General features: G+C 72.0%; 27 protein-coding genes and 1 tRNA gene. 5 read left to right on the plus strand and 23 right to left on the minus strand.

Features of this window, described 5'->3' with window-relative positions; all coding sequences use genetic code 11:
- Positions 1 to 13: 13 nt before the first annotated feature.
- The 5 genes from LN652_RS04585 to LN652_RS04605 are packed head-to-tail and all read right to left on the minus strand — an operon-like array spanning position 14 to position 3,777.
- A complete protein-coding gene (locus tag LN652_RS04585) occupies positions 14 to 787 on the minus strand; it encodes a YebC/PmpR family DNA-binding transcriptional regulator (RefSeq protein WP_230443510.1) in 774 nt (257 codons plus the stop codon).
- A 35-nt stretch (positions 788 to 822) separates the two neighbouring features.
- Positions 823 to 1,425: a pyridoxal 5'-phosphate synthase glutaminase subunit PdxT gene (gene pdxT, locus LN652_RS04590; RefSeq protein ID WP_230443511.1), complete on the minus strand. Its 603-nt coding sequence runs from the start codon at positions 1,423 to 1,425 to the stop codon at positions 823 to 825.
- Positions 1,419 to 2,327, minus strand: coding sequence for a pyridoxal 5'-phosphate synthase lyase subunit PdxS (pdxS, locus tag LN652_RS04595; protein WP_230443512.1), 909 nt, complete (start codon positions 2,325 to 2,327; stop codon positions 1,419 to 1,421). Before pdxS ends, pdxT begins: the two co-directional genes overlap by 7 nt.
- 43 nt (positions 2,328 to 2,370) lie before the next feature.
- Positions 2,371 to 2,994: a phosphatidylinositol phosphate synthase gene (pgsA, locus tag LN652_RS04600; RefSeq protein ID WP_230443513.1), complete on the minus strand. Its 624-nt coding sequence runs from the start codon at positions 2,992 to 2,994 to the stop codon at positions 2,371 to 2,373.
- A 9-nt stretch (positions 2,995 to 3,003) separates the two neighbouring features.
- On the minus strand, positions 3,004 to 3,777 hold the full coding sequence (locus LN652_RS04605) for an inositol monophosphatase family protein (protein ID WP_230443514.1): 774 nt from the start codon (positions 3,775 to 3,777) through the stop codon (positions 3,004 to 3,006).
- An 88-nt stretch (positions 3,778 to 3,865) separates the two neighbouring features.
- Between LN652_RS04605 and LN652_RS04610 the strand changes: the two genes are divergently transcribed.
- Together LN652_RS04610 and LN652_RS04615 are read left to right on the plus strand one after the other, a co-directional pair.
- Positions 3,866 to 4,003 (plus strand): hypothetical protein, encoded by a 138-nt coding sequence (locus tag LN652_RS04610; protein WP_165354226.1) that lies wholly within the window; start codon positions 3,866 to 3,868, stop codon positions 4,001 to 4,003.
- On the plus strand, positions 4,000 to 5,142 hold the full coding sequence (locus LN652_RS04615) for a N(5)-(carboxyethyl)ornithine synthase (protein WP_230443515.1): 1,143 nt from the start codon (positions 4,000 to 4,002) through the stop codon (positions 5,140 to 5,142). Before LN652_RS04610 ends, LN652_RS04615 begins: the two co-directional genes overlap by 4 nt.
- Here LN652_RS04615 and LN652_RS04620 read toward each other — a convergent pair.
- Positions 5,127 to 5,654: an HIT family protein gene (locus LN652_RS04620; protein ID WP_230443516.1), complete on the minus strand. Its 528-nt coding sequence runs from the start codon at positions 5,652 to 5,654 to the stop codon at positions 5,127 to 5,129. The genes LN652_RS04615 and LN652_RS04620 overlap by 16 nt on opposite strands.
- Before the next feature lie 23 nt (positions 5,655 to 5,677).
- On the opposite strand from LN652_RS04620, the gene LN652_RS04625 reads away from it, so the two are divergent.
- Entirely contained in the window at positions 5,678 to 6,154 is a 477-nt protein-coding gene (locus LN652_RS04625; protein ID WP_230443517.1) for a GNAT family N-acetyltransferase, read from the plus strand.
- Here LN652_RS04625 and LN652_RS04630 read toward each other — a convergent pair.
- From LN652_RS04630 to LN652_RS21860, 6 genes are all read right to left on the minus strand, one after another.
- Entirely contained in the window at positions 6,096 to 7,343 is a 1,248-nt protein-coding gene (locus LN652_RS04630) for a hypothetical protein (protein ID WP_230443518.1), read from the minus strand. The two genes, LN652_RS04625 and LN652_RS04630, sit on opposite strands and share 59 nt — an antisense overlap.
- Before the next feature lie 55 nt (positions 7,344 to 7,398).
- Positions 7,399 to 8,265 (minus strand): LLM class F420-dependent oxidoreductase, encoded by an 867-nt coding sequence (locus tag LN652_RS04635; RefSeq protein WP_230443519.1) that lies wholly within the window; start codon positions 8,263 to 8,265, stop codon positions 7,399 to 7,401.
- A 17-nt stretch (positions 8,266 to 8,282) separates the two neighbouring features.
- Positions 8,283 to 9,434, minus strand: a complete 1,152-nt coding sequence (locus LN652_RS04640) for a MalY/PatB family protein (protein ID WP_230443520.1) — start codon at positions 9,432 to 9,434, stop codon at positions 8,283 to 8,285.
- A 1-nt stretch (position 9,435) separates the two neighbouring features.
- Positions 9,436 to 11,421, minus strand: a complete 1,986-nt coding sequence (thrS, locus tag LN652_RS04645; protein ID WP_407941523.1) for a threonine--tRNA ligase — start codon at positions 11,419 to 11,421, stop codon at positions 9,436 to 9,438.
- Positions 11,422 to 11,518: 97 nt separating this feature from the next.
- Positions 11,519 to 12,127, minus strand: coding sequence for an HAD-IA family hydrolase (locus LN652_RS04650; protein ID WP_230443521.1), 609 nt, complete (start codon positions 12,125 to 12,127; stop codon positions 11,519 to 11,521).
- 78 nt (positions 12,128 to 12,205) lie between these two features.
- Positions 12,206 to 12,331 (minus strand): hypothetical protein, encoded by a 126-nt coding sequence (locus LN652_RS21860; RefSeq protein WP_268932230.1) that lies wholly within the window; start codon positions 12,329 to 12,331, stop codon positions 12,206 to 12,208.
- 218 nt (positions 12,332 to 12,549) lie between these two features.
- On the opposite strand from LN652_RS21860, the gene LN652_RS04655 reads away from it, so the two are divergent.
- Positions 12,550 to 13,008, plus strand: a complete 459-nt coding sequence (locus LN652_RS04655) for an OsmC family protein (RefSeq protein ID WP_230443522.1) — start codon at positions 12,550 to 12,552, stop codon at positions 13,006 to 13,008.
- A gap of 112 nt (positions 13,009 to 13,120) precedes the next feature.
- Here LN652_RS04655 and LN652_RS04660 read toward each other — a convergent pair.
- Positions 13,121 to 13,192 (minus strand) — tRNA-Val (locus LN652_RS04660).
- Positions 13,193 to 13,253: 61 nt separating this feature from the next.
- Positions 13,254 to 13,787, minus strand: a complete 534-nt coding sequence (locus LN652_RS04665; protein WP_230443523.1) for a PGPGW domain-containing protein — start codon at positions 13,785 to 13,787, stop codon at positions 13,254 to 13,256.
- 163 nt (positions 13,788 to 13,950) lie between these two features.
- Here LN652_RS04665 and LN652_RS04670 point away from each other — a divergent pair, with 163 nt between their 5' ends.
- Positions 13,951 to 14,379: an SsgA family sporulation/cell division regulator gene (locus LN652_RS04670; RefSeq protein ID WP_230443524.1), complete on the plus strand. Its 429-nt coding sequence runs from the start codon at positions 13,951 to 13,953 to the stop codon at positions 14,377 to 14,379.
- 88 nt (positions 14,380 to 14,467) lie between these two features.
- Here the strand turns inward: LN652_RS04670 and LN652_RS04675 are convergent, their stop codons facing one another.
- The 9 genes from LN652_RS04675 to LN652_RS04715 form a co-directional block, all read right to left on the minus strand.
- Positions 14,468 to 16,279, minus strand: a complete 1,812-nt coding sequence (locus LN652_RS04675; RefSeq protein ID WP_230443525.1) for an ABC transporter ATP-binding protein — start codon at positions 16,277 to 16,279, stop codon at positions 14,468 to 14,470.
- Positions 16,276 to 18,072 (minus strand): ABC transporter ATP-binding protein, encoded by a 1,797-nt coding sequence (locus tag LN652_RS04680; RefSeq protein ID WP_230443526.1) that lies wholly within the window; start codon positions 18,070 to 18,072, stop codon positions 16,276 to 16,278. The genes LN652_RS04675 and LN652_RS04680 overlap by 4 nt, the downstream gene beginning before the upstream one ends.
- Positions 18,073 to 18,186: 114 nt before the next feature.
- Entirely contained in the window at positions 18,187 to 18,894 is a 708-nt protein-coding gene (locus LN652_RS04685) for an amino acid ABC transporter ATP-binding protein (RefSeq protein ID WP_329958462.1), read from the minus strand.
- 89 nt (positions 18,895 to 18,983) lie between these two features.
- The gene (locus tag LN652_RS04690; protein ID WP_230443528.1) at positions 18,984 to 19,847 is read right to left on the minus strand and encodes an amino acid ABC transporter permease; all 864 of its coding nucleotides are present in this window, start codon (positions 19,845 to 19,847) and stop codon (positions 18,984 to 18,986) included.
- Positions 19,847 to 20,740, minus strand: a complete 894-nt coding sequence (locus LN652_RS04695) for an ABC transporter substrate-binding protein (RefSeq protein ID WP_230443529.1) — start codon at positions 20,738 to 20,740, stop codon at positions 19,847 to 19,849. The genes LN652_RS04690 and LN652_RS04695 overlap by 1 nt, the downstream gene beginning before the upstream one ends.
- A 27-nt stretch (positions 20,741 to 20,767) precedes the next feature.
- Positions 20,768 to 21,538, minus strand: a complete 771-nt coding sequence (gene hisF / locus LN652_RS04700; RefSeq protein WP_230443530.1) for an imidazole glycerol phosphate synthase subunit HisF — start codon at positions 21,536 to 21,538, stop codon at positions 20,768 to 20,770.
- Positions 21,535 to 21,981, minus strand: a complete 447-nt coding sequence (locus LN652_RS04705) for an NUDIX hydrolase (RefSeq protein WP_230443531.1) — start codon at positions 21,979 to 21,981, stop codon at positions 21,535 to 21,537. Before LN652_RS04705 ends, hisF begins: the two co-directional genes overlap by 4 nt.
- A gap of 1 nt (position 21,982) precedes the next feature.
- On the minus strand, positions 21,983 to 22,729 hold the full coding sequence (gene priA, locus LN652_RS04710; protein WP_230443532.1) for a bifunctional 1-(5-phosphoribosyl)-5-((5-phosphoribosylamino)methylideneamino)imidazole-4-carboxamide isomerase/phosphoribosylanthranilate isomerase PriA: 747 nt from the start codon (positions 22,727 to 22,729) through the stop codon (positions 21,983 to 21,985).
- Between the two features lie 62 nt (positions 22,730 to 22,791).
- Positions 22,792 to 24,495, minus strand: a complete 1,704-nt coding sequence (locus LN652_RS04715; protein ID WP_230443533.1) for an alkaline phosphatase family protein — start codon at positions 24,493 to 24,495, stop codon at positions 22,792 to 22,794.
- Positions 24,496 to 24,532: the final 37 nt, after the last annotated feature.

The raw sequence follows: 24,532 nt of genomic DNA on the forward strand, positions 1-24,532 counted from the left end.
GGCGGGCCGGGGGTCAGGCGTCGGCGGACTCGAGCTCGGCCATCACGTCGGCGGGGATGTCGACGTTGGTGAACACGTCCTGCACGTCGTCGAGGTCCTCGAGGGCGTCGACGAGGCGCATCACCTTGCCGGCGCCGTCGGCGTCGACCGGGATCTCGAGGCTGGCGACGAACTCCACGTCGGCGGAGTCGTAGTCGATGCCGGCCTCCTGCAGGGCGGTGCGGACGGCGACCACGTCGGTGGCCTCGCTCTGCACCTGGAACGCCTCGTCGAGGTCGTTGACCTCCTCGGCGCCCGCGTCGAGGGTGGCCTCGAGGACGTCGTCCTCGGTCACCTCACGACCCTCCTGGGACTTCGGCACCACGACGACGCCCTTGCGGTTGAACAGCCGCGACACCGAGCCGGGGTCGGCCATCGTGCCGCCGTTGCGGGTGACGGCGGTGCGGACCTCCATCGCGGCGCGGTTCTTGTTGTCGGTGAGGCACTCGACGAGGAACGCGACGCCCTGCGGGCCGTAGACCTCGTAGGAGATGCCCTGGTAGTCGACGCCGCCGGACTCGGCACCCGACCCGCGCTTGACCGCCGAGTCGATGTTCTTGTTGGGGACCGAGCTCTTCTTGGCCTTCTGGATGGCGTCGTAGAGCGTCGGGTTGCCCGCGGGGTCTCCCCCGCCCTGCTTCGCCGCGACCTCGATGTTCTTGATCAGCTTGGCGAAGAGCTTGCCGCGCTTGGCGTCGATCGCGGCCTTCTTGTGCTTGGTCGTTGCCCACTTGGAGTGGCCGGACATGAGTACCTCTGTCTGTCGTGGTTCGGCGTACGGCGTCAGGCCGAGCGCACCAGGTCCACGAACATGCCGTGGACCCGGTCGTCGCTGCCGACCTCCGGGTGGAACGAGGTCGCCATCAGGGGGCCTTGACGGACCGCCACGATCCTACCCGCGGCGGGCCCGTCCTCGACCCGAGCCAGCACCTCGACGTCGTCGTCGACCGCCTCGACCCACGGCGCGCGGATGAAGACGGCGCGCACGGGGTCGGCGAGCCCGGTCAGGTGCAGGTCCTCCTCGAAGGAGTCGACCTGCCGGCCGAACGCGTTGCGGCGGACGGTGATGTGCAGGCCGCCGACGGTCTCCTGCCCGGGCGCCCCGTCCTCGATCCGGTCGGCGAGCATGATCATCCCCGCACACGTGCCGAACGCCGGCAGACCGCCCCGCACGGCCTCGCGCAGCGGCTCGAGCAGGTCGAAGATCCGCGCCAGCTTGACCATCGTCGTGGACTCCCCGCCCGGGACGACGAGCCCGTCGCAGGCGGCGAGCTCGTCGGGCCGGCGCACCGTGATCGGGTCGGCGCCCAGCGAGCGCAGGGCAGCCAGGTGCTCGCGGACGTCGCCCTGGAGGGCGAGGACGCCGATGGTCGGCTGGGTCACCAACCGCGCTCGGAGAGGCGGTGCGGCTGCGGGATCTCGTCGACGTTGAGGCCGACCATCGCCTCGCCGAGACCGCGGGAGACCTTGGCGACCACGTCGGGGTCGTCGAAGAAGGTGGTCGCCTTGACGATCGCCTCGGCACGCTGGGCCGGGTTGCCGGACTTGAAGATGCCGGAGCCCACGAAGACGCCCTCGGCGCCGAGCTGCATCATCATCGCGGCGTCGGCCGGGGTGGCGATGCCGCCGGCGGTGAAGAGGACGACCGGCAGCTTGCCCGCGGCCGCGACCTCCTTGACCAGCTCGTAGGGTGCCTGCAGCTCCTTGGCCGCGACGTAGAGCTCGTCCTCGGACAGGCTCGAGAGCCGGCGGAGCTCGCCGCCGATGGTGCGCATGTGCATGACCGCGTTGGAGACGTCGCCGGTGCCGGCCTCGCCCTTCGAGCGGATCATCGCCGCGCCCTCGGTGACGCGTCGCAGCGCCTCGCCCAGGTTGGTCGCACCGCACACGAACGGCACGGTGAAGTTCCACTTGTCGATGTGGTTGGTGTAGTCGGCCGGGGTCAGCACCTCGGACTCGTCGATGTAGTCGACGCCCAGCGACTGGAGCACCTGCGCCTCGGCGAAGTGGCCGATGCGGGCCTTCGCCATGACCGGGATCGAGACGGCCTCGATGATCGAGTCGATCATGTCGGGGTCGCTCATCCGGGACACGCCACCCTGGGCGCGGATGTCGGCGGGCACGCGCTCGAGGGCCATCACGGCGACCGCGCCGGCGTCCTCGGCGATCTTCGCCTGCTCGGCGGTGACGACGTCCATGATGACGCCGCCCTTGAGCATCTCGGCCATGCCGCGCTTGACGCGGCTGGTGCCGTGCTCGATGGGGGTCTCGGGGGTCTGCTCAGCCATGGCTGGATGGTAGACCGCGCGCGCCCGCGGGGGCGCATCGGGCTCAGGGCTGCGCGGACGCCCTCGCGAGGGCCTGGCGGCGTACGGTCCAGATCCGCTGGACCACCGTGACGGTGGCGGCGACCGCGAGTGCCCACAGGGCGACGTGGAGCAGCCACGGGAGGTCGAGGACGTCGGCGAAGAAGGCGGGCACCAGCATGCCGACCAGCCGGTCGGGGCGCTCGGCGATGCCGACCTTGGCGTCGTAGCCGAGGTGGTCGGCCTTGGCCCGGGCGTACGACGTGACCGCGCCCATCACCAGGATCACCAGGCACAGGACCACGGAGAGTCGGCTGTCGGTGTTCCACGCGAAGTAGAGCGCCAGGCCGCCGAAGAGCGCGCCGTCGGCGACCCGGTCGAGCGTGGAGTCGAGGAAGGCCCCGAAGTCGTCCTTGCGGCCGACCTTGCGGGCCATCGCGCCGTCGACGAGGTCGCTGAAGACGAAGGCGGTGATGAACAGGACGCCCTGCCACACCCAGCCGTGGGAGAAGAAGAACAGCGCGCCGAAGCTGACGCCGAGGGTGCCGACCAGCGTCACCACGTCGGGGCTCACCCCGAGCCTGATGAACAGGTTGATGAAGGGCGCGAGCATGACGCCCTGCCAGAACTGCTTGAACCGATCGAGCACGGCCGCAGGCTACCCGCCGAGCAGCGCTCTCCTGACGTCCGCCACCGCCGCGGACGCGCCGGTGACCGTCCAGTCGACCCCGGCGGCGTGCACCACGACGGACGCGCCGCCCGCCCCGCGCACGATCGCGGCGCCGGGCAGCCGGTCCCAGTCGGCGACCGAGTGCTGGAACAGCACGTCCCACTGCCCGGCCGCGACGGCGGTGCAGTCCATCGTCCCCGAGCCGAGCATCCGCAGCGTCCCGACCTCGCCGAGGGCCCGGGTGAAGGCCTCGCCCACCTCGCCGGCGTAGAACGGCGGGTGGAGGTAGGTCACCGCGCAGCGGGCCTCGCGGGCGGTCTCCGGGAGCGGACCGAGGGCGACGCCGTCGCAGGTGCTGGGCAGGTCCGGACCGCCGACCCAGGTCCGCAACGACGCGGCGTGGTGGACCGCCCCGAGCAGCACGTCGTCCTCGTCGTGGAGCGCGATCGCGCTGCACCACCAGTCGCTGCCGCGGGCGAAGTTGTAGGTGCCGTCGACGGGGTCGATGACCCAGGTGCGGCCCGACGTCCCCGGCCGCGACGTGCCCTCCTCCCCCACGACCGCGTCGTCCGGGCGCTCGGCGGCGAGCTGCTGGACGATCAGCCGCTCCGCGGCGGTGTCGGCCTGGGTGACGATGTCCGAGCCGCTCGTCTTGCGCTCCACGTCGAGGCCCTCCGCGCGGATCCGCGCCGCGAGCAGGGCGGCCTCCCGGACCAGGTCGGCGGCGAGGGCGGCGTCGGCGGCGAGGCGCGGGTCGGGCATGGCGCCACGCTAGCCCGGACGGCCGCGCTGGCGGGCAGGCGTACTGTGACAGCACGGAGCCATCCAGGCTTCCGACCGAGGAGCCCCGATGAGCGACAAGTCGCCACGGCAAGGCATGTCCAAGAAGTCCGGCAAGTCCATCAAGGAGAAGCGTGCCGACAAGCACGCGAAGGCGGCCGGGAAGAGCGGCGCCGACGAGACCTTCCTGCCTCCGAAGAAGAAGTGAGCCTGCTCGGCCTCGGTGTGATCGGCACGTCCGCCAAGGAGAACGAGCACCGGCTCCCGCTCCACCCGGAGCACCTGTCCCGCCTCGACCCGGACGTCGCGTCGCGCACGACGCTCGAGCACGGCTACGCCACCCGGTTCGGCTTCGCCGACGCCGACCTCGCGCCGTTCGTGGCGGGCTTCGCGTCGCGTGAGGAGATCCTGCGCGAGTCCGACGTGGTCGTGCTGCCCAAGCCGCAGCACGAGGACGTCGCCTCGATGCACGCCGGGCAGGTGCTCTGGGGCTGGCCGCACTGCGTCCAGGACCCGGAGATGACCCAGATCGCCATCGACCGGGGTCTCACGCTGATCGCCTTCGAGGCGATGAACCACTGGACCTCCGACGATCGCGTGGGGCTCCACGTCTTCCACAAGAACAACGAGCTCGCCGGCTACTGCTCGGTGCTGCAGGCGATGGAGCTCAGGGGCGTGACCGGCGACTACGGCCGTCGGCTGAGCGCCGTGGTGATCGGCTTCGGCGCGACCGCGCGCGGCGCCGTGACCGCGCTGAAGGCGCACGGCGTCAACGACGTCGCGGTCCTCACCACCCGCGGGGTGGCTGCCGTCGGGTCGCCGATCCACTCGGTGCGGATCCGCCAGTTCGACCACGACCCGGACACGCCGGGCGTGAGCCACGTGATCACCGACCGCGGCCGGGAGCCGCTCGCGGCCTACCTCGCCGAGAACGACATCGTCGTCAACTGCACGCTCCAGGACACCGCGGCGCCGCTGACCTACCTGAGGACCGAGGACGTCGCGGCCTTCCGGCAGGGCAGCCTCGTCGTCGACGTGTCGTGCGACGAGGGCATGGGCTTCTCCTGGGCGGTGCCCACGACCTTCGACGAGCCCATGTTCACCGTCGGCGGTCGGGTCCACTACTACGCGGTCGACCACAGCCCGTCGTACCTGTGGAGCTCGGCCACCTGGGAGAACAGCGAGGCCCTCCTGCCCTTCGTCCGCACCGTCCTCGGCGGCCCGACGGAGTGGGACGCGCACGAGACGGTGCGCCGCGCCATCGAGATCCGCGAGGGACGGATCTGCAACCCGGCGATCCTGGCGTTCCAGGGGCGGGCTGCCGAGCACCCCTACGAGGTCGCCTGAGCGTCCCACGCGTCGGCGAGCAGCCGACGGGTGTCCTCGAGCAGCTGCGGGACGGTCTTGGTGCCGCCGACGACGGTGATGAAGTTGGCGTCGCCGGTCCAGCGCGGGACGACGTGCTGGTGCAGGTGGTCGGCCAGGGACCCGCCCGCCGACCGGCCGAGGTTGAGCCCCACGTTGAACGAGTGCGGCTGGCTCACCGACCGGATCGTGCGCACCGCCTGCTGCGTCATCGTCATCAGCTCGCCCGCCTCGGCGTCGGTCAGGTCGGTGAGGTCGGCGACGTGGCGGTAGGGCAGCACCATCAGGTGCCCGGGGTTGTAGGGGTGCAGGTTGAGCACCGCGTAGACCTCCTGCCCGCGCGCGACGACGAGCGACTCCTCGTCGGGGTGCGACGGGATCGCGCAGAACGGGCAGCCGTCGTCGTCGACGGCCGTGCGGACGTACGCCATCCGGTGCGGCGTCCAGATCCGCTCCAGGCCGTCGGGACCCGCGGTGCTCGTGCCCTCGCTCATGCCCGCGATCCTAGGGTGGGTCCATGACCACGATCCGACCGGCCGAGCCCGCCGACATGGCGCCGGTCGCGGACCTGTGGCACGAGGGGTGGCACGACGGGCATGCCGGGCACGTGCCCGACGGCCTCACCGCGGCCCGCACCCTCGCTGCCTTCCACGAGCGCACGCCGGCGCGGGTCGACGACACCACGGTCGCCGTCGCCGACGACGGGACGCTCCTGGGCTTCGCGATGGTCGCGGGCGACGAGGTCGAGCAGGTCTTCGTCTCGCGCGCGGCCCGGGGCACCGGCGTCGCGGCGACGCTGCTCGCCGACGCCGTGGCGCGCATCGCCGCGGCCGGTCACCGCTCGGCGTGGCTGGCCGTCGTCGCCGGCAACGCACGGGCCCGCCGCTTCTACGAGAAGCACGGCTGGAGCGACGAGGGCGACCTGCCCTACGAGGTCACGGCCGGCGGGGAGAGGTTCGTGTCGCCGTGCCGGAGGTACGCAACGGACGTGTGACGCCGACGACGTAGGCCAGCAGCGCCGCGATCACCAGCGGCGAGGCCCACCAGGCGAACCGGCGCGGGTCGGACGTGCCGGTCCGCGGCTCGGGGGTCCGCAGCGGCTCCTGCCACAGCCCGGTCGCGATCCGCGGAGCGTTGAAGGTCTGCCCCTCGCCGGCCAGGTCGACTCGCTCCGACTCCCCGGTCTCGACGTCGACGACGTGCACCCACGTCCGGTAGTGGCCCACGACGACGTGCGTCGCGTCCTTCCACCCGAGCAGCGGGCCCAGCGGGGCGTCGGCGGGCAGCTGGACCTCGCGGGCCGCCGCCTCCTCCACCGTCGCACCGACGTGGAGACCCCACACGCCGCCACCGCTCTCGGTGTAGGCGATGGCCGTGTCGTCGGGTCCCCACGACACCGAGGCCACGTCCTGCGGAAGCCGGACCGAGGTGCGGGCGCCGGTGGCCGAGTCCGCGCGGAACACCTCGGTGTCCCGGGACCACACGACGCCCGAGGATGCCGACCCGAGGTTCGGCAACCAGTACTCCCCGGGCTCCTCGAGCACCGTCGGCTCTGCGGACTCCACGTCCCAGGCGACGAACTGGTGACCGCGGGAGGAGCGGCCGCCCGGCCCCGGCAGCGAGTAGCTGGTGAGCAGGTGGCGGGAGTCCCCGGAGAACGCAATCTCCGCGGACTCGTGCGGGCGGAGCAGGCCGGACGGCGACCTCCGGTCGACGAGGGTGCGGACCTCGCCGGTGGTCGTGTCCATCAGGGCGTAGCCGCCGACCCACCTGCGGCCGGAGCGGAACGGGTCGTCGTTGCGGACCCAGCCGATCCACCGACCGTCGGGAGACACCGCGATCGTGTCGCCGTAGGTGCGGCTGAGGACGTGGTCGGGGAGGTCGAGCCAGGACGCCCGGCCGTCCAGCGCGGAGACCGTGAAGGTCTCCATCGACTCCACCTCGCCCAGCGGGCCCTGGCGCAGCATCCGGGTCGCGTGGCCGAGCGCCGCGACTGGTCCGGACACGCCCTCGTCCGAGGACCACTCGCCCGGGGCGTTGATCTCGGTCGGCAGGGCCGGTCGTACGTCGTCGCGCCCGTCGTCGCGCCCGTCGTCCGTCGCCGAGCAGGCGACCGTGAGCAGGCACCCCGCCAGGACCGACCAGATCCGGGCAGCACGCGCCCACCCCGTCGTCTTCCCCACGGCGCGGATCCTGCCACGCGCCGGACGGCCGCGCAGGCGTACGAGCGACGTGTCGCTACAGCGACGCCAGTCGCGGCACCACCCGCTCGGCGACGGCAGTGGTCCACGCCACCGGGTCGTCGCCGGCGGGCGTGGTCGTCACCATGTCGACGCCGAGCGCGGCGTACGCCTCGGCCGCGGCCAGGAAGTCGTCGCTGCCGCCCACCGGGTCGGCGCCGACGATGACGGTCTTCTCGATCGCGTCGTAGTCGGTGCCGACGTCGTCGCAGTGGCGACGCAGCACCTCGAGCTTGTGCTGCACCACCTCTGCCGGCCCGCCGAACAGGTTGCACGCGTCGGCGTACTGGGCGACCAGGCGGAGGGTCTTCTTCTCGCCGCTCCCGCCGACGAGGATCGGGATCCGGCCGTGCACCGGCGGGGGCACGTTGACGGGTTCCTCGAGCCGCACGTGGGTCCCGGCGTAGGGCGTGCGGTCCCCGGCGAACATCTGCCGGGCGACCTGGAGGGTGTCCTCGAGCCACTCGTAGCGTGCCTTCAGCGGCGGGAACGGCACCCCGAGACCGGCGTGCTCACGGTCGTACCAGGCCGCGCCGAGCCCGAGCATCGCCCGCCCGCCGGAGAGCACGTCGAGGGTCGTGACGGTCTTGGCCAGCAGCCCAGGGTGGCGGTAGGTCACGCCGGTGACGAGCAGCCCGAGCCGCAGCTGCTCCGTCACGGCGGCGAGGTAGCCCAGGGTCGTGTAGCCCTCGAGCATGGGCTCGTCGGGACCGCCGAGCTGCTCCATCTGGAACCAGTGGTCCATGACCGTCAGCTGGGCGACCCCGCCCTGGTCGGCCACCCGCGCGGTCTCGGTGAGCCGCTCGGTGAGCCGGTGCTGCCAGTCGGGGTGGGTGAAGTTCGCGTAGTGGACGCCGAGCTGCATGCCTCCGACGCTAGCGCTCAGCCCCAGGCGCGGGCGAGGCGCTCGACAATCTCGGTCAGCCTCTCGGGTGAGGTGGCGATGTTGAGGCGGACGTGGCCGGTGGAGCCGGGGGCGTAGGAGGCGCCGTCGCTGACCATCACCCGTCCGCGCTCGAGCGCGACCGCGGCGGCGGCGTCGTGGCCGTAGGCGGAGGCGTCGAGCCAGGCGAGGTAGGTCGCCTCGAGCGGGCGCATCCGGACCTCGGGCAGGTGCGCGGCGAGGAGCTGGGCGAGGAGTGCGCGCTGCTGGTCGAGCCGCTCCACGAGCGAGGCGAGCCACGGGTCGCCGTGGGTGTAGGCCGTGCGGGCGGCAACGACGCCGAGCGGGGACCACGAGTCGTTGCGCGACATCGGCTCGGCGTCGAGGAGCGTGCGAGCAGCTGGGTCGGGCACGACGAGCTGGGCGCACTTCAGTCCCGCGGTGTTGAACGCCTTCGAGGCGGCGACGACCGCGACGGCGTGCTCGTGGGTGCCGTCGATCGCGAGGTAGGAGACGTGCTCGGCGCCGGGCAGCACCAGCGGTGCGTGGATCTCGTCGCTCACCACCCGGGCGCCGTGGCGCAGCACCACGTCGCGGATCCCCTCGAGGTCGGCGCGGGTGAAGGCGCGGCCCCACGGGTTGTGCGGCTGGGTGAGGATCAGGGTCTGCGCGCCCTCGGCGAACAGCCGGTCGAGCCGGTCGAGGTCGATCTCGGCCCGCTCGGCGGAGGCCGGGACCTCGAGCAGGTGCTCGGTGCGGCCGGTGACGTGGGCGAGCCGGTGCTGGGCGTTGTAGCCGGGCGTCGGGAACACCACTCCCCCGGCCCCGCTGAGCACGTCGATCGCGAGCCGGACCCCGGCGGTGACGTCGACGACCGGGCGTACGGCCTCGGGCTCGGGCGCCCAGCCGAAGTGGCGCGCCGCCCAGCCGGCGTAGGCCTCACCGAGCGCGGGATCGCGCTCGAGCGGGTAGCCGGTGACGCCGGCGGCCAGCGCCTGCTGCACCGCACTCATGACCACCGGGTCGACGGCGTAGTCCATCTCCGCGACCCACGCGGGGATCACGTCGTCGGGAACCGTGCCCCACTTCAGCGGCAGGGCGCGGCGGGCCTGCTCGTCGGTGAGGTCGACGATCGGTCGGCGGTCGGCCACCTCAGACCTGCTCGCGCGCCGCCACCGCGTCCGCGACCCGCTGGATCGCCTCGTCGATCGGCACGCCGTTGTCCTGGCGACCGTCGCGGTAGCGGAACGAGACCGCCCCGGCCTCGATGTCGTCGTTGCCGGCGATGACCATGAACGGCACCTTCTGCAGCTGCGCGTTGCGGATCTTCTTCTGCATCCGGTCGTCGGAGTCGTCGACCTCGACGCGCAGCCCCTGCGCCTTCATCCGGCGCGCGACGTCGTGGAGGTAGTCGGCGGCGAAGTCGGCGACCGGGATCGCCTGCACCTGGACGGGCGCGAGCCAGGGCGGGAAGGCACCGGCGTAGTGCTCGACGAGCACGCCGAGGAAGCGCTCGATCGAGCCGAACTTGGCCGAGTGGATCATCACCGGCTGCTTGCGGGTGCCGTCGGCGGCCTGGTAGGTCAGGTCGAAGCCCTGCGGCTGGTTGAAGTCGTACTGGATGGTCGACATCTGCCAGGTGCGGCCGATCGCGTCCCTGGCCTGCACCGACACCTTCGGGCCGTAGAACGCGGCGCCGCCCGGGTCGGGCACCAGCTCGAGGCCGGACGCCTCGCAGGCGGTGCGCAGCACGTCGGTCGCGTTGGCCCACTGCTCCTCGGAGCCGACGAACTTGTCGGGCTTGGAGTCGTCGCGGGTCGAGAGCTCGAGGTAGAAGTCGTCGAGGCCGAAGTCGCGCAGCAGGCCGAGCACGAAGTCGAGCAGGTGCGTGATCTCGGCGGGCGCCTGCTCCTCGGTGACGTAGGAGTGCGAGTCGTCCTGGGCGAAGCCGCGCACGCGGGTCAGGCCGTGGATCACGCCGGACTTCTCGTAGCGGTAGACGTGGCCGAACTCGAAGAGCCGCAGCGGCAGCTCGCGGTAGGACCGACCGCGCGAGCGGTAGATCAGGTTGTGCATCGGGCAGTTCATGGCCTTCAGGTAGTAGTCCGCGCCCTCGAACTCCATCGGCGGGAACATCGTGTCCTTGTAGTAGGGCAGGTGTCCCGAGAGGTGGAAGGTCCCCTCCTTGGAGATGTGGGGGGTGCCGACGTAGTCGAAGCCCTCCTCGATGTGCCGGCGGCGGACGTAGTCCTCCATCTCGCGCTTGATCACGCCACCCCTGGGGTGGAAGACCGGCAGGCCGGAGCCGATCTCGTCGGGGAAGGAGAACAGGTCGAGGTCGCGGCCGAGCTTGCGATGGTCGCGCTTCTCGGCCTCGGCGATCCGCTCGAGGTGGGCCTCGAGGGCCTCCTTGGACTCCCACGCGGTGCCGTAGATCCGCTGGAGCTGCTTGTTCTTCTCGTCGCCGCGCCAGTAGGCCGCGGCACTGCGCATCAGCTTGAAGGCGGGGATCCGCTTGGTGGTGGGCAGGTGCGGGCCGCGGCACAGGTCGGACCACTTGGCCTCGCCGCTGCGGCCGATGTTGTCGTAGATGGTGAGCTCGCCGGCGCCGACCTCGACGCTCGCGCCCTCGGTGTCGGCCGCACCGGCGCCGCCCTTGAGCCCGATCAGCTCGATCTTGTAGGGCTCGTCCTTCAGCTCGTCGAGGGCGTCGGCGTCGGTGGTGACCCGACGCTCGAAGCGCTGGTTCTCCTTGATGATCTTGCGCATCGCCGACTCGATCTTGACGAGGTCCTCGGGCACGAAGGGGGTCTCGACGTCGAAGTCGTAGTAGAAGCCGTTCTCGATCGGCGGTCCGATGCCCAGCTTGGCCTCGGGCCAGATCTGCTGCACGGCCTGGGCCATCACGTGGGCGGTGGAGTGGCGCAGGATGTCGCGGCCGTCGGGGCTGTCGATGGCCACGGCCTCGACCTCGTCGCCGTCGACGAGCTCGTAGGCGAGGTCCTTGAGCTGCCCGGCGACGCGGGCGGCGACGACGTCGGCGTCGTCGCGGAAGAGCTCCCACGCCCTGGTGCCCGTCGTGACCGTGGTCTCCGCACGCTGATCGGCGTGGATGCGGACGACCTGGATGTCGGACACGGGAGCTCCTGAAGGGCTGGTGGGGTGGGACGGATGTCCCGGCGATGCTATCGGCCGGGACCGACGGGGCTCACCCCGGTTTCCCCGTCCTCCCGCCTCAGCCCTGCTCGCGGATGAGCCGCTCCATCTCGCGGACGGAGGTCGGGGTGTCGACGTGCAGCACCGCGTGCCAGCCGTGCGCCGCGGCACCCGCCACGTTGGCGGCGAGGTCGTCGAGGAACAGCACCTCCCCCGGCTCCACGCCGAGCCGCTCGGTGGTGAGCTCGTACGCCGCCGGGTCGGGCTTGGCCAGCCCGACCTCGTGGCTGTAGACGATGAGGTCCGTGACGTCCTCGAAGCCGTACGGCCGCTCGCGCTCGCGGGCACCCGGCCCCGAGTTGGAGAGGATGGCGGTCGCCCGGTGCGCGCGCTGGGCGGCGAACCACGCGAACAGCTCCTCGTCGAGGGTCCCGACGTACCAGCGCCAGTAGTCCTCGACGAGCTCGTCGACCTGGGCGCCGGTCAGCCCGAGGCTGCGCTGCCACTCCGCGCGGATCGCGGCCTCGGTGACCTGCCCCAGCACCGCGTCGCCCGGCAGGCCGGCCAGCCCGCCGACGATGCTGCCGGGTGCGAGGCCGAGGCGTTGCTCCGCGGGTGCCGGGAACGTGGCGTCGTCGACGACCTCCAGCACTCCCCCGATGTCGAGCACGACGGCCTTGATCGTCATGACGACACCCTGCCCCCGCGCGGAGGAGGACAAACGGCCCCGTCGCAGGGAGCGGCACGCCCTCGGCTCCGGGAACCCTCACTCGTCGTCGACGCGGTCGTGGGTCATCGCCCACCACTCGCGGTCGCGCTCCTCGAGCACCTCCTGCAGCAGCCGCGCCCACTCCTCGGCGTCGAGGTCGACCTCCGGCTGCGGCTGGCTCACTCCAGCATCGTGCGCCTGGGCGCCTCCGCCCGCAACACCAGCGCGAGGTGGTCCAGACGGACAGCGGCCCGACCGCGACCCGGCAGGGCGGGTCCACCCAGCACGCCCGTCCGCCGGCCCTGCGTCGAGGGCACGACGCGTGCGTACGTCCGAGCGAGCCTTGGCCGGTATCTGTAGTATTTCACTCCACTTAGATGCCTATGAAAGCAGGTCGATACATGTCCACTGTCCCCTTCATCGTCGAGGGTCGCGGCTCGGGTGTCGCCCAGGACATCGCTGTGCAGGGTGAGCACAGCCACCGGTTCAGCTCCGACACCTACCCCGCGTTCGGCGGCCAGGACTCCTCGCCCAGCCCCCTGGCCTACACCCTGGGCGCACTCACCTCCTGCAACCAGATCAGCGCCCAGCTCGTCGCGAAGGACCTCGGCGTCAGGCTCGGTGCCTTCACCTTCACCGCGCAGGGCGACCTCGACCCGTCGGTGTTCGTCACCGGAGCCGAGGGCGACGCGAACTTCCGGTCCGTCAGCGTGCAGGCGACGGTGGAGACCGACGCGGAGGGGGAGGCGTTCGAGCACTTCGTCGCCGAGCTCGAGCGCCGCTGCCCGGTCACGCAGCTCTTCCGCCGCAGCGGGCTGTCGTACTCCTCGACCTGGACGCCCATCCCGCTCGCCGGCTGACCGCGCGTCCTGCTCACCCGTCATCAATCCCGGACCGACGTCCGCACGGGTCCGGGAACAGCACCGCCCCTGATCTGCTGTTTTCGCAGGTCAGGGGCGGTCTAACTCTCGGTGGGCGATACTGGGTTCGAACCAGTGACCTCTTCGGTGTGAACGAAGCGCGCTACCACTGCGCCAATCGCCCGAGCTCGGCGTTACGTTATCCCACGCGTCCCACGAAGTCAGAATCGGGTCGGGGGTCGGGATCAACGCGAGGCGCTGGTCGTCTTCTTCCCGGTGGACTGCTGGCCGGACTTCCGGTTCCGCTTCTCCTCGTCGAGGGCCTTGCGGTCGCGGCGCAGCTGCTCGACCGCCTCGGGCCTGCCGTGGAAGCGGCGGTAGCTGTAGACGATGAGGCCGACGGCGATGAACGCCGACCCGACCTGGGTCACGCCGGTCCAGAGGCCGCCCGGCAGCCACCAGGTCTCGGACAGCGGCCACCAGCCGGGAGCGGCCGGGTCCATGATCCAGAGCACGCCGCAGGCGGCGAGCAGGACGGCGCCCGTGACCGACGCGATGATGCGCGGCCAGGTCTCGACGCCCTCGGCCGCGCCCTGCAGGGCGCGGATGCGGGCCGGCTCGACCCGGCGCTCGGCCCACTCGTACTGCTGGGACAGCAGCGCGAGGCCGGCGAAGATCCCGAGGAGGCCCGGTCCGGGGAGGAAGATCGCCGCGACGCCGAGCAGCAGGAGTACCCATCCCAGCGTCTCCAGCGCGATGCGCTTGGCGGTGCCCGTCATGCGAGGAACCCTAGCCGGGGCTGCCCAACCACGTCATCGCGCGGTGCGCCGACGCCCGGTCTGGACCGCAGCGGGTCATTTTTTGCCGTTTCGCATCATCAAGACCTCGTCATGCCGTCTCATGATCACACCAGCAGGGAATCTCCAGGGAGACTTGATGAACATGTCCGGCGGGCGCCCCACGATGACCGACGTCGCGATCGACCTCACGGTCGAGTGCGTGGACGAGCGCGGCATCCGGCACGAGATCGACAGCGTGCTGGGCTACAGCGTCGCCGACCCGTTCGCGGTCACGATGACCTTCGTCACCAGCGACGGCGACCTGGTGTGGACCTACGGCCGCGACCTGCTGATGCGCGGCGTGCACTCCCCGACCGGCGACGGCGACGTCCACGTCTCCCCCGCCGTGAGCTACACCGGCCAGGCGATGGTCGGCATCGAGCTCAGCTCGCCCGACGGCCACCTCGTCCTGCTCGCGCGGGCCGTCGACGTCGAGGCCTTCCTGGCCCGGACGACCGCCCTCGTGGCCCCCGGCCGCGAGTCGGCCCACTGCGACGTCGACCAGCTGCTCTCGCAGCTGCTCGCCTCCTGATCCGCACCGGATCCTGACGCGGTCTTGACCCGGCCCTCGACCCGGCCCTCGACGCGGCCCTGACCGGGGCCTGCGGAGGCAGGTCCGCTCAGGACGCCGGGCGCGAGTGCTGGGCGACCCAGCTGGCGTGCAGTCCGGCGTAGACGCCGCCCTCCTCGGCGACCAGCGCCGCGTGCGGCCCGCGCTGGACCACCCGACCCTGGGCGACCACGACCACCTCGTCGGCCGCCTCCGCGGTCGAGAGCCGGTGGGCGATCGTCACCGAGGTGCGCGACTGCATCAGCCTCTCGAGGGCCCGCCCGATCTGCATCTCCAGCGCCGGGTCGACCGCGCTCGTCGCCTCGTCGAGGACCAGCAGGTCCGGGTCGGCGAGGTGGGCGCGCAGCAGCGCCACGAGCTGGCGCTCCCCGGCCGACAGCGACTCGCCGCGCTGGCCGACGGCGGTGGCGAGGCCGTGCGGGAGGCCGGCGAGCCAGTCGTCGATGCCGAGCTCGCGGGCCGAGGCGCGGATCTCGTCCTCGGTGGCGCCGAGGCGGCCGTAGCGGACGTTGGCGGCGATGGTGTCGTCGAAGAGGAAGCCCTCCTGCGGCACCAGCACCACGCTGCGCCGCAGCGACCGGGAGTCGATGCGGCGTACGTCGACCCCGTCGAGCAGCACGGTGCCCTCGCTGGGGTCCATCAGGCGGGTGAGGAGCTTGGCGAAGGTGGACTTGCCCGACCCGGTCTCGCCCACGATCGCGACGCGGGTGCCGGCGGCGAGAGTGAGGTCGACGTCGCGCAGGACCGGCGGGCCGCCGGGGTAGGCGAAGGTGACGTCCGCGAAGCGCACGTCGATCGGGCCGCGCGGGAGCTGCTCGCCCTCGGGGCCGGGGTCGACGAGGTCGGCGGGCGTCTCCAGGATGCCGAGCACCCGGCGCCAGCTCGCGATCGCGTTCTGCGCGTCGGTGAGGATCTGGGTGCCCATCTGGACCGGTCCGACGAACAGCGAGACGAGGAACGCGAACGCGAGCACCTTGCCGGGCGTCATGTCGCCGGCGAAGCCGAGCAGGATGCCGATCACGATCACGCCGGCGTTGGCGAGGCCCGCCGAGATGCCGCCGAGCGAGAACGAGGTGACCGTGAACTTCTGGGCGTGGATGTAGGCGTCCTGCCAGTCCTGGATCGCGGTGTCGATGCGCTCCTGGGTGCGGTTCTCGACGCCGTACGAGCGGACCACCGCGGCGCCCACGACGGGCTCGGAGATGGCGCCGAGCAGCACGCCGACCTGGTGGCGGACCACCGTGTAGGCCGCCGACAGCTTCCTCTGGAACCACCGGATCGACAGGAACAGCGGCGCGAAGCACAGCCACACCACCAGGGCGAGCTGCCAGCTGTAGACGACCATGAGCACCGTGGCGACGAGCATCTGGCCGATGCTCACCACGAAGATCAGGCCGCCGAACACGAGGAACTGGCTGACCTGGTCGACGTCGGAGGTGACGCGGGAGACCAGCGCGCCGCGACGCTCGGTGTTCTGGGTGAGCAGCGGCAGGTCGTGGACGTGGCGGAACGCCTTGGTGCGCAGCGTGGCCAGACCGTTCTCCGAGGTGGTGAAGAGCCGGCTGGTCATGGCGTAGGACGCGACGCTCGTGACGAGGATGGCGAGCGCGGCCGCCACGCCCATCCAGGCGACGTAGTCGAGCCGCGGCCCGCCGGGGGCGTTGAGGCCCTTGTCGAGCGTCTGCTGCACCGCGATCGGCACCACGATCTGGCCGCAGGAGGCGAGCACGGCCAGGACGAGGGTCACGCCGAGGCCCTCGCGGAGCTCGGGTGAGTACTTCATGCCGAGCCGGATGGTGGCGATCGCGCCGATGTCCTCGCCGGTGTCCATCCGGGTCCCGGAGACGGTCGTGGTGCTCATGCGCGGGTCCCCTCGGCGGCGTCGGTCTCGTAGGCGTTGACCAGCTGGGCGTAGGCCGGGCTGGAGGCGAGCAGGTCGGCGTGGGTGCCACGACCGACGATCCGGCCGCCGTCGAGGTGGACCACCTCGTCGGCCAGCGAGATGGTGGCCTTGCGGTAGGCGACCACGACCAGCGACGCCGGGTCGCCCGCCCGCTCCTCGCGCAGCGAGGCCAGGATGCGCGCCTCGACCTCGGGGTCGACCGCGGAGGTCGCGTCGTCGAGGATCAGCAGCCGGGGGCGGCGCACCAGCGCACGGGCCAGCGACAGCCGCTGGCGCTGGCCGCCCGACAGCGACGTGCCGCGCTCCCCGAGGCGGGTGTCGAGCCCGTCGGGCAGCGCCGCGACGAAGCCGTCGGCCTGCGCGGTGCGCAGCGCCGCCCACACCTCGTGGTCGGGCACGTCGGCCCCGAGGGTGACGTTGCCGCGCACGGTGTCGTCGAACATGAACGCCGTCTGCGGCACCAGCGCCACGTCGCGCGGCAGCTCGCCCTTGCGGAGCCCCTTGAGGTCGATGCCGTCGAGGCGGACCGCGCCCTCGTCGGGGTCGACCAGACGGGTCATCAGGCTGGTCAGGGTGCTCTTGCCGGACGCGGTGGCACCGACGAGGGCGACCGTGCGCCCGGGGCGGACCTCGAAGTCGACGCCGCGCAGCAGCGGGGCCGCCTCGTCGTAGGAGTAGTGCAGGCCCGAGACCTCCAGCAGCGCGCCACCGCTGGCCGGCGGCAGCTCGAGGTCGCCGTAGGACATCGAGCCGCGGGCGTCGAGGACCGACCTGGCCCGGCGGTAGCCGACGACCGACCGGGGGAACTCCCCGAGCAGCCAGCCGATCGCACGGATCGGGAACGAGACGATGGTGAGGAGGTAGGCCACGGTGACGACATCGCCGGCCTCGGTGGCGCCGGTGGTCACCCGCGAGACCCCGACCGCGAGCACGACCAGCACGCCCAGGCTCGGCAGGCTGGCCAGCGCCGGGTCGAAGACGGCGCGGATCCGGCCGGCGCGGACGTTGACGTCGCGCAGCTCGCGGACCTTGACCCCGAACCGGTCGGTCTCCTCGACCTCGCGGCCCAGCGTCTTGACGACCATCGCACCGTCGAACGACTCGTGGGCGATCTCGCTGACCTCGGCGCGCAGGCCCTGGGCGCGGGTCATCAGCGGGGAGGAGTAGCGCTGGTAGAGCAGGTTGGCGGCCACCACGGCCGGGAAGACCAGCAGCCCGACGACGGCCATCACCACGTCGGCGAGGAACATCTGGACGACGGCGATGACCATCATCACCACGGTGCCGAGCGCCATCGGCAGCGGCATGATCGGCGACCAGGCCGCCTCGACGTCGGAGTAGGCGTTGGACAGCAGCTGGCCCGTGGGGTGGCGCTGGTGCCACTCCATCGGGAGCGCGAGGTACTGCCTGGTGACGCCGCGCCGGGTGTGCGACTGCATCCGGTAGTACATGATCCCGCCGCCGAGACGCCGCGCGACGATGCCGATGGCGCGCAGGATCGCGACCGCGAGGAACAGCGCGACCACCCACACCAGGAGTCCGGTGCCGATCTCGCCGTCGTCGAAGGCGGGGATGAGCACGTGCTGGGTGGACCAGCCGAGGACCCACGCGTCGGCGACGGTGAGCACGCCGAACAGGACCGCGCCGAGCGTGGCCACGGTGAAGACCCACGGCTCGCGACGGATGCCGACCCGCAGCACGCGGAAGCCGTCGAGTGTGGTGGTGCCCCTCAGCTCCGCGTCCTTGCCCACCGGTGTCGCCCGCCCCCTCGTCGTCCTGCGTCGGTTGCCGTGCGCAACCACTTCAGGGCGTCAGGCTATTCCCTCCCACCGACGGCCCGCGAATTGTTGGGGGGTGGGCGGGCGTCAGGCGCGGATGCGGGACAGGAAGGCGCGGGTGCGCTCCTCGCGCGGGTCGCCGAGCACCTGCTCGGGCGTGCCGCGCTCGTGGACGACACCGTCGTGCAGGAAGCAGACCTGGTCCGCGACGTCGCGGGCGAACCCCATCTCGTGGGTGTTCAGCACCATGGTGACGCCCTCGCCCTTGAGCTCGGTGAGCAGGTCGAGCACCTCCCCGACGAGCTCGGGGTCGAGCGCCGAGGTCACCTCGTCGAGCAGCATCAGGCGGGGGTTCGCGACCAGCGCGCGCGCGATCGCGACCCGCTGCTGCTGGCCGCCGGACAGGTCGTCCGGCCGGGCCCGGGCCTTCTCGGCCAGGCCGACCCGGTCGAGCATCGCGAGCCCCCGCGTACGCGCCTCGTCGGCGCCCACGCCGTGCACGAGCCGCAGTGCGAGGGTGACGTTGCCGATGACGTCGAGGTGCGGGAAGAGGTTGTAGGCCTGGAAGACCAGGCCCATCCGGGAGCGGACCTCGTCGCCGTCGACCCGTGGGTCGGTGATGTCGCGGCCCTCGAAGGTGATGGTGCCGTCGTCGACGACCTCGAGGAGGTTGATGCACCGCAGGAGGGTCGACTTGCCGGAGCCGGACGCCCCGATGAGCACGACGCACTGGCCGGGCTCGACGCTGAGGTCGACGTCGCGGAGCACGACGTGGTCGCCGAAGGACTTGCGCACCCCCGTCAATGTCAGAAGCTCGGGAGGAGCGGGGTCCCCGCGGCGTTGTTCGGAGGAGCGCAGCGGAGGAGAAGAACGTCGTGGGGTGCTCACAAATGTCCTCCGGCTCCGTGGTAGCCCTTCTTGCGGGCGTAGCGGTCGGTGAGCCGCGCCATCGGGATGGTGAGGCAGCAGAACAGCGCGCCGGCGACGACGTAGGGCGTGTAGTTGAAGTCGATGGCCGTCTCGATCTGGGCGGCGCGGATCGCGTCGATGACGCCCAGCACCGCGATCAGGCCGGAGTCCTTCTGCAGCGAGACCAGGTCGTTCATCAGCGGGGGCAGCACCCGGCGCCAGGCCTGCGGGAGCACGACGTGGCGCAGCGTCTGGCCGTACGACAGGCCGAGCGAGCGGCCGGCCAGCCGCTGGCTCGGGTGGACCGACTCGATGCCGGCGCGGAACACCTCGGCGACGTAGGCCGAGTAGGACAGGACGAGCGCCGTGCAGCCCCAGAAGAGTGCCGAGGTGGGCAGGCCCTCGAGGCTCAGCGCGGGGCCGCCGAAGCCGAGCAGGAAGATCACCAGCAGCAGCGGGAGGCCGCGGAAGACGTCGACGTACGCCGTGCCGACCAGCCGCAGCGGGAAGGCGACCGGACCGCGGATCGTCCGCATCACGGCGATGGCCAGGCTGAGCGCGACGATGAGCACGGCGCAGATCGCCATCACGCGGATGTTGAGCCAGAGGCCCTCCAGGACCGCGGGGAAGGAGTCGACGGCCTTGTCCCAGTCGAAGTAGGTCTCCTGGACCCGCTGCCAGCCGGGCGAGCTGACCACCACGACCGCGACCGCGCCGAGGACCAGCACGGTGCTGACCGCGGCGAGGACCGCGCTGCGCACCGTGCGCCGACGGCGCCACGCGTCGCGCTCGCGCTGGACCGGCGAGGGTTGCCAGGCGGTGTCCACCTGGTGGGTCATCAGGACAGCTCGGGAGCGCCCTGCTGGGCCAGCCACTCCTGGCCGATCTGGTCGAGCACGCCGTCCTCGCGCAGCGCGTCGACGGCCTGGGAGACGCACCCGGTGAGCGCGCTGCCCTTGCCGAGGACCGCGCCGAACTGCTCCGGCTCACCCTCGGGCAGCGGGAGCTGGCCGACGATCACGCCGTCGTCGAGCTGGGCCGCAGCCATGTAGTAGGCGGTCGGCAGGTCGACGACGATGCCGTCGATCTGGCCGTTCTTCAGCGCCTGCACCGCCTGGTCGTTGGTGTCGAAGACCGCGGGGTCCTCCGAGGGCTGGATCTGCTCGGTGATCGCGGTGTAGCTCGTGGTGCCGACCTGCGCGCCCAGCTTGGCGTCGGCGAGGTCGGCGATGCTGGTCACGCCGTCGATGGCACTGCCCTTGTTGGTGACGACCGTCTGGACGACGTCGTAGTAGCCCGAGGAGAAGTCGACGGCCTTGCGCCGCGCCTCGGTGATGGAGACCTGGTTGACGTCGAAGTCGAAGTCCTTCGGGCCGGGCTGGACGACCTTGTTGAACGGCACGGTGACCCAGGTGACCTGGTCCTGGGTGTAGCCGAGCTGCTCGGCGATCGCGTACGCCACCGCGGACTCGTAGCCCTGGCCGTTGGTGGGGTCGTTGTCGACGAACCAGGGCTCGTAGGCCGGGTCGTCGGTCGCGATCGTGAGGGTGCCGGCGGTGACGGTGTCCATCGCGTCGGGGGTGCACTCGTCGGCCGCGGGGCTCTCGGAGCCGGTGGCGTCCGAGGTCGTGTCGGACGCGGTGTCGCCACCCTCGTCGGTGGGCGCGCAGGCGGTGAGCGCGAGCGTGGCGGTCGCGAGCGCGGCGACGGCGAGGCGGGGCGTCTTCAGCATGGCGGAATCCTACGACTCCGCGGGGCCTCAGCGGACGGGATGACCGGCCGTGGACAGGCCGGTCTTGACCTCTCCGATGCTGAGCGTGCCGAAGTGGAAGACGGTCGCCGCGAGCACCGCGTCGGCGCCGGCCTCGACGGCGGGCGGGAAGTGCTCGACCGCGCCCGCTCCCCCGCTGGCGATGACCGGGATGCTCACCTCGCGGCGTACGGCTCTGATCAGGTCGAGGTCGAAGCCGTCGGTGGTGCCGTCGGCGTCCATCGCGTTGAGCAGGATCTCACCGGCACCGAGCTCCGCGGCCCGGACGGCCCACCCGATCGCGTCGAGCCCGGCGCTCTCGCGACCGCCGTGGGTGGTGACCTCGAAGCCGCTGTCGGTGCGCTGCTCGCCGGACGTGCGTCGGGCGTCGACGCTCAGGACCAGGACCTGGTTGCCGAACCGGTCGGCGATCTCGGCGACCAGCTCGGGGCGGTGGATGGCGGCGGTGTTGACCGCGACCTTGTCGGCGCCGGCGCGCAGCAGCCGGTCGACGTCCTCGACGCTGCTCACGCCGCCGCCGACGGTGAGCGGGATGAAGACCTCCTCCGCGCACCGGCTGACCACCTCCATGGTGGTCGCGCGGCCCTCGTGGGAGGCCGAGATGTCGAGGAAGGTCAGCTCGTCGGCGCCCTCGGCGTCGTAGAGCCGGGCCAGCTCGACGGGGTCGCCGGCGTCGCGCAGCTCGGTGAAGTTGACGCCCTTGACCACCCGGCCGCCGTCGACGTCGAGGCACGGGATGACGCGGATCGCGAGGCTCATGCGTCCCGCCGCCCTGCGCGGTGCGCGGCGAGCGCGACGTCCACGATCTCGGCCCGCGCCGGCTGGGCGGGGACCTCGGCGAGCGGCACCCACTCGGCGTAGTCGGTCGACCCGCCGACCTCGAGGGTGCCGAGCTCGCCGCCGACGATGCGGGCGTGGAACACGAAGCGCTGCGCCCGGAACGGCTTCTGCCCCTCACGGCGCCGCGTGAAGAAGTGGTCGGTGATGAAGTCGCCGACCTCGATGTCGTAGCCGGTCTCCTCGTGCACCTCGCGGACCAGGCCGTCGCGGATCGCCTCGTCGAAGTCGATGCCGCCGCCGGGCAGCGACCAGGCGGGGTCGAACCGGCCCTCGCCGTTCCACCACGTGAGCAGCACGCGGTCGCGGTCGTCGACGATCCAGGCGTACGCCGCGTTGCGCAGGTCGTACTCGGTGAAGTGCATGTCAGCGTCCCCGGGTGAGGGCCAGCGCGTCCTCGAGGGTGAACCGGCCCTCGTAGAGCGCGGTGCCGGCGATCGCGCCCTCGACGCCGTCGCCGACGAGGGTCGTCAGCGCCCGGATGTCGTCGAGCGTGGTGACGCCGCCGCTCGCGACGACCGGCTTGTCCGTCGCGGCGCACACGTCGCGCAGGAGCTGGAGGTTCGGGCCCTGGAGCATGCCGTCCTTGTTGACGTCGGTGACGACGTAGCGCGCGCAGCCCTCGGAGTCGAGGCGGGCGAGCGTCTCGTAGAGGTCTCCCCCGTCGCGGGTCCAGCCGCGGGCGGCGAGGGTCGTGCCGCGGACGTCGAGCCCGACGGCCACCCGGTCGCCGTAGGTCGCGATCGCCTTCGCGCACCACTCGGGCTGCTCGAGGGCGGCCGTGCCGATGTTGACGCGCCGGCAGCCGGTGGCCATCGCGGCCTCGAGCGACTCGTCGTCGCGGATGCCGCCGCTCATCTCGACCTGGATGTCGAGGGTGCCGACGATCCGCGCCTGGAGCTCACGGTTGTGGCCGTGGCCGAACGCCGCGTCGAGGTCGACGAGGTGGATCCACTCCGCGCCGGCCTCCTGCCAGCGCAGCGCGGCCTCGACCGGGTCGCCGAAGCGCTTCTCCGACCCGTCCACGCCCTGCACCAGCTGGACGGCCTGGCCGCCCTTGATGTCGACGGCGGGCAGGAGCTCGAGGTAGGGCTGCTCGGGGGTGCTGGGCATGGGTCGATCCTAGGATCCGCCGGTCCCGGCCCCCTCCGCGGCCCGCCCCCGCGAGACGGGACTCAGCGCCGGCGCCTGGTCGGCAGCTCGTAGGCGGTGCCGTCCATGGCGCTGGTCGGCGAGATGCCCATCGCACGCAGGATCGTCGGCATGATGTCGACGGACCGGACCGGGGCCCGCAGGTCCCTGGCGGACGTGTTGGCGCCGGCGAACACGATCGGGACCTGCTGGGCGGCACGCTGGATGCCGCCGTGGTCGCCGAGCACGGAGTACGTCGTGTCGTCGGGCAGCGTCGCGATGAGGTCGGGGCCGTAGTCGGCGGCCTGGGTGTCGACGAGCTCCTGCGCCCTGGTGGCGAACCAGCGCCTCTCCGCCCCGCGCATTCGGTCCCAGCGCACCGGCGTCACCCGGTCGTAGTGGTCCCCGTCGCGCCGCCAGACCGCCGTCACGTCGGGCAGGTCCTCCATGAGGGCTGCGGCCTCGGCGACCTTGGCCGCCGACTGGTCCTTGAGCCACACGTTGAGCGAGGAGTCGCTGTAGGACAGGCCGACGTTGGTGGCGCCGGTGCCGTCGTCGGTGCCCTCGATGAGCGGGAGCAGCGCCTGCTGCGGACGGAGGTAGGGCACGTCGTTGGCCGGCGAACCGTAGTACCAGTTGAAGAAGCCGTAGTCGTTCTCCGGCTGGAAGTCGCCGTGGAAGTGGCCCGGGCCGGCCGCGACCGACCCGTGGTCGGCGGTGAGCACCACGAGGGTGTCGTCGAGCTGTCCGCTGTCCTCGAGCGCCTGCATGATCCGGCCGACCTGGGCGTCGGCGGTCCGGGTGGCGTACCGCATGTGCGTCATCGGGTCGTAGCCGGGCGTGGCACCCTCCGGGTCGTTGACGCCGCCCCACATGTGCGCGGCCTTGTCGACGCCGGGGAGGCTGACGAAGATCCCGCTCCAGCCGTCGCCCTCCTGCTCCATCACCTCGAGCACCGCGTCCGTGGCCCAGACGTCGCCGCCCTGCTGGGCGGGGTCGGCGCCGACGACATAGCGGTTGTCGGTCGCGGGGTAGAGTTGTGCCGGGAACTGGCCGGTGTCGTAAATCGTGTCGCGGCGGGCGAGCCAGCGCGAGCCGCACGCGGCGGAGAAGTACGCCGGCACGTTCCAGCCGGTCGGCTGGCGGTAGCGCGTCGTCGTGCCGTCGGGGTTGGGGCAGGTCGGGCCGCTGCCGAAGGTGATGGTGGAGGTGTTGGCCGAGCCGGGACCGCTGAGCCCCCAGGCGGCGTATCCCTTGGGACTGACGGTGAAGACCTTGCCGGTGTCGTCGAGGTAGTCGGACAGGTGCGGGTAGCCGGCCGCCTGCTGGAGCGGTGCCATCTGGGCGAGGCCGAAGTTGCTGGTGATGTAGAGCCCGCCCGGGGCGCCGAGGAGTCCGTCGACGTCGCGGTAGCCCTCGGTCGTCCAGCCCATGTGCTTCGGCGTCGCACCGGTGGCGATCACGTTGTGGGTGACGACGGTGACCGAGCCGGTGTGCCCGAGGTAGCCACGGGGCGTGTCCACGCCGTCCTTCATCAACGCCTCGACGTTGCGCATGTCGTAGCGGTCGACGATCTCCTTGCTCAACGCGTCGACGACGATGACGACGACCTTCGTCGGCCGCACGGCGGGCTGGGGGCGACGCTCCCCGCGGTCCCCGGCCTCGGCGCCCGCCTGGGTGCCGGCGACGGTGAGCGCGACCGCGGCGGCGGTGGCGACGGCGAGCAGACGGGTGCGGCGCTGAGCCATGACGACTCCCTCCCGGCGCGGCGACGCTGCCGCGGTC

Source organism: Nocardioides okcheonensis (genome assembly GCF_020991065.1).
GTDB classification, from domain to species: domain Bacteria; phylum Actinomycetota; class Actinomycetes; order Propionibacteriales; family Nocardioidaceae; genus Nocardioides; species Nocardioides okcheonensis.

Coding starts and splice junctions, on each gene's coding strand:
- LN652_RS04585 (WP_230443510.1), bottom strand. CDS start 787: ATGTCCGGCCACTCCAAGTGGGCAACGACCAAGCACAAGAAGGCCGCG.
- pdxS (WP_230443512.1), bottom strand. CDS start 2,327: ATGGCTGAGCAGACCCCCGAGACCCCCATCGAGCACGGCACCAGCCGC.
- LN652_RS04605 (WP_230443514.1), bottom strand. CDS start 3,777: ATGCCCGACCCGCGCCTCGCCGCCGACGCCGCCCTCGCCGCCGACCTG.
- LN652_RS04610 (WP_165354226.1), top strand. CDS start 3,866: ATGAGCGACAAGTCGCCACGGCAAGGCATGTCCAAGAAGTCCGGCAAG.
- LN652_RS04620 (WP_230443516.1), bottom strand. CDS start 5,654: ATGAGCGAGGGCACGAGCACCGCGGGTCCCGACGGCCTGGAGCGGATC.
- LN652_RS04625 (WP_230443517.1), top strand. CDS start 5,678: ATGACCACGATCCGACCGGCCGAGCCCGCCGACATGGCGCCGGTCGCG.
- LN652_RS04635 (WP_230443519.1), bottom strand. CDS start 8,265: ATGCAGCTCGGCGTCCACTACGCGAACTTCACCCACCCCGACTGGCAG.
- LN652_RS04650 (WP_230443521.1), bottom strand. CDS start 12,127: ATGACGATCAAGGCCGTCGTGCTCGACATCGGGGGAGTGCTGGAGGTC.
- LN652_RS04655 (WP_230443522.1), top strand. CDS start 12,550: ATGTCCACTGTCCCCTTCATCGTCGAGGGTCGCGGCTCGGGTGTCGCC.
- LN652_RS04665 (WP_230443523.1), bottom strand. CDS start 13,787: ATGACGGGCACCGCCAAGCGCATCGCGCTGGAGACGCTGGGATGGGTA.
- LN652_RS04670 (WP_230443524.1), top strand. CDS start 13,951: ATGTCCGGCGGGCGCCCCACGATGACCGACGTCGCGATCGACCTCACG.
- LN652_RS04675 (WP_230443525.1), bottom strand. CDS start 16,279: ATGAGCACCACGACCGTCTCCGGGACCCGGATGGACACCGGCGAGGAC.
- LN652_RS04690 (WP_230443528.1), bottom strand. CDS start 19,847: ATGACCCACCAGGTGGACACCGCCTGGCAACCCTCGCCGGTCCAGCGC.
- LN652_RS04695 (WP_230443529.1), bottom strand. CDS start 20,740: ATGCTGAAGACGCCCCGCCTCGCCGTCGCCGCGCTCGCGACCGCCACG.
- hisF (WP_230443530.1), bottom strand. CDS start 21,538: ATGAGCCTCGCGATCCGCGTCATCCCGTGCCTCGACGTCGACGGCGGC.
- LN652_RS04705 (WP_230443531.1), bottom strand. CDS start 21,981: ATGCACTTCACCGAGTACGACCTGCGCAACGCGGCGTACGCCTGGATC.
- priA (WP_230443532.1), bottom strand. CDS start 22,729: ATGCCCAGCACCCCCGAGCAGCCCTACCTCGAGCTCCTGCCCGCCGTC.
- LN652_RS04715 (WP_230443533.1), bottom strand. CDS start 24,495: ATGGCTCAGCGCCGCACCCGTCTGCTCGCCGTCGCCACCGCCGCCGCG.